Origin of the sequence: Xanthobacter autotrophicus, assembly GCF_030015065.1 — a bacterium.
Classification (GTDB): Bacteria; Pseudomonadota; Alphaproteobacteria; order Rhizobiales; family Xanthobacteraceae; genus Xanthobacter; species Xanthobacter autotrophicus_D.
In genome coordinates this window covers 1-2,760 of record NZ_JAIVFN010000222.1, presented here as the reverse complement: position 1 = coordinate 2,760, position 2,760 = coordinate 1, and the positions used below count along the sequence as shown (strand labels likewise).

The following is a 2,760-nucleotide window of genomic DNA, read 5'->3' as shown; positions in this document are numbered from 1 at the left end:
CCCCATCCCTCCCCCGCAGGCGGGAGAGGGGGCCGACGGCGCGTGTGTCAAACCTGCGATCAGGTCCACCCGAATTGGGTGTTGCCCGCCGTATAAGGGCTCAGCCCTTCACGATCACCGGCATGCGCCCGGCGGGCGGGGTGTTGCGCGAGCGCTGGGAGCGCACGATGCCGTCGATGACGGTCATGCACACGCCGGGCAGGTCGCCGAGGCGCACGCTGTCCAGCAGCGTCACGCCGGGCGAATGCTGCGCCTTGTCCATCAGCACGAAATCCGCCGCCCGGCCCACCTCGATGATCCCGCAATCCAGCGCCCGCATGCGCGCGGTGTTGCCGGTGGCGAGGCAGAACGCCTCCTCCGCCGGCAGCTCGCCCAGCGCGGACAGCATGGACACCATGCGCAAAATCCCCAGCGGCTGGACGCCCGAGCCCGCCGGCCCGTCGGTGCCGAGGATGACGCGGTGAAGGTCCCCCATCTCGCGGGCGATGCGCAGGGTGTAGAGGGCGGAGCGCTCGTTGCCGTTGTGCACCAGCTCCAGCCCGCGCTTGCAGCCCTCGCAGATGCAGCGGATCTGGCCGTCGGGCAAGGCGGTGTGGCCGCCATTGATATGGCCCACCACGTCGGTGTCCGCCTCCAGCACCACATCCTTGTCGATGAGGCCGGAGCCGGGGATGGAGGGCCCGCCGGTATGGATGGTGGACTGGATGCCGTACTTGCGCGCCCATCCCACCATTTTCTTCGCCGTGGGGCCGTCCTTCACCCCGCCGAGGCCCACCTCGCCCAAGAGCTTCACGCCGGCGGCGGCCAGCTCCCTGAAATCGTCCTCCACCATCTCGTTCTCGATGACGGGGGCGCCGGCATGGATCTTCACGCCGGAGGGGCGGAAGGCGTCGAAGGAGCGCTGGGCGGTGATGGCCAGCGCCTTCAGCCCCACCACGTCCTTCGCGCGGCCGGGATAATGCACCTCGCCCGCCGAGATCATGGTGGTGACGCCGCCATGGAGCGATGAATCGATCCAGTTCATCTGGCTCTGGCGGGGCGTCCAGTCCCCGGCGACGGGGTGGACGTGGCTGTCGATGAGGCCGGGGGTGAGCGTGGTGCCGTTGGCGTCGATGATGGTGGTGGCGCCCTCGGTGTCCACGTCCTTCTCGCGGCCGATGGCGGTGATGCGCCCGCCCTCCGCCACCACCGTGTCGGCGTCGAGGATGGGCTTTGCAAGATCGCCGCTGAGGATGAGGCCGATGTTGCGGATCACCAGCTTGGTGGGGCCGCCGGCGGCTGCGGGGGCATCATGGGCCATGGAAGGTCTCCGGAAGGGACGGCCGGAAACGCGCGGGCGCACCCGGTCTTTTGTTTGTAGGCATATGAAGTGTAGGCCCCCGCCCCGATCCTGAGAACGGGGCGGGGCGAAAAATGTCAGCGCTCGGCGAAGGCCTTCTCGATGACGAAATGGCCTCCTTCGCCGCTGTTGCCCTCCTCGAAGCCGCGCGAGGCCAGGAGCGTGCGCAGGTCGCCCATCATGGCCGGCGAGCCGCAGATCATGACGCGGTCGCTGGCGGCGTCGAGGGGCTTGAGGCCCACGTCGGCGCAGAGCTTGCCGCTCTCCAGAAGCGCGGTGATGCGGCCGTTGTGGCGGAAGGGCTCGCGGGTCACGGTCGGGTAATAGACGAGCTTGCCGGCGATCTCCTCGCCGAGGAACTCGTGGGCAGGCAGCTCGTTGGTGATGAGGTCCTCATAGGCGAGGTCCGCCACATGCCGGCAGCCGTGGACAAGCACCACCTTCTCAAACCGCTCATAGGTTTCCGGATCGCGGATCACGGAGAGAAACGGCGCGAGGCCGGTGCCGGTGCCCAGCAGATAGAGGTTGCGGCCGGGCAAAAGATTGTCGAGCACCAGCGTGCCGGTGGCCTTGCGGCCGACGATGATCTTGTCGCCCGCGTTGATGTGCTGGAGGCGCGAGGTGAGCGGCCCGTTCGGCACCTTGATGGAGAAGAATTCCAGCGTGTCGGCCCAGCTCGGGCTCACCACCGAATAGGCGCGTAGCAGCGGGCGCCCCTCCACCTTCAGGCCGATCATGGTGAATTCCCCGGTGCGGAAGCGGAAGCCGGGATCGCGCGTGGTGGTGAAGCTGAACAGGCGGTCGGTCCAGTGATGGACGGCGAGCACCTGTTCCTCGAAGAAGTTGCTGCTCATTCTCAAGTCTCTGGCAAGGCTGCGCGGGGCAGGTTCGTTCGGGGCGAAGATCGGTTCAGGTCAAAGCACGGCCGGCGCGCTGGAGAGCAGCGCGCGCTTGTCGGCGGTGTCCTTCCAGGCGTCGGCATCTTCGGGCGGGGCGCCCTTCTCGGTAATGTTGGGCCAGCTGGCCGCGTATTCGGCATTCAGCGCGGCCCAGTCGGCGGCGCGCGGGTCTGAGTCCGGCACGATGGCGGCGGCGGGGCATTCCGGCTCGCAGACGCCGCAGTCGATGCACTCGTCCGGATGGATCACCAGCATGTTCTCGCCGGCATAAAAGCAGTCCACGGGGCAGACCGAGACGCAATCCATATAGGTGCAGCGGATGCATCCCTCGGTGACGACATAGGCCATAAGCGGGCGCCTCGGAATATTGTTTGTGTACAAATGAAAATAGGTCGATGGGGCGAGGGCTGTCAACGGGTGGCGCGGCTGGGTGGTGCGGAGCTTTTGGGCGGCGATGCGGGAATTTTGGGCAGGGACACGGAGGCTCGTCGTGCCCCGACCGGCCTGCCCCCTCCCCAGCCC

The 2,760-nt window shown here is 67.6% G+C and carries 3 protein-coding genes; all 3 read right to left on the bottom strand.

What is annotated here, in order from left to right; translation table 11 throughout:
- Positions 1–100 precede the first annotated feature (100 nt).
- The 3 genes from K9U40_RS22490 to fdxA all read right to left on the bottom strand — a co-directional run bounded on the left by K9U40_RS22490 (position 101) and on the right by fdxA (position 2,586).
- Positions 101–1,300 carry an amidohydrolase family protein gene (locus K9U40_RS22490; protein ID WP_282892327.1) on the bottom strand — a complete coding sequence of 400 codons (1,200 nt, stop codon included), beginning with the start codon at positions 1,298–1,300 and terminating at the stop codon, positions 101–103.
- A 116-nt stretch (positions 1,301–1,416) separates the two neighbouring features.
- On the bottom strand, positions 1,417–2,193 hold the full coding sequence (locus tag K9U40_RS22485; RefSeq protein WP_282892326.1) for a ferredoxin--NADP reductase: 777 nt from the start codon (positions 2,191–2,193) through the stop codon (positions 1,417–1,419).
- Positions 2,194–2,253: 60 nt separating this feature from the next.
- Positions 2,254–2,586, bottom strand: coding sequence for a ferredoxin FdxA (gene fdxA / locus K9U40_RS22480; protein ID WP_282892325.1), 333 nt, complete (start codon positions 2,584–2,586; stop codon positions 2,254–2,256).
- Between the last annotated feature and the right edge of the window lie 174 nt (positions 2,587–2,760).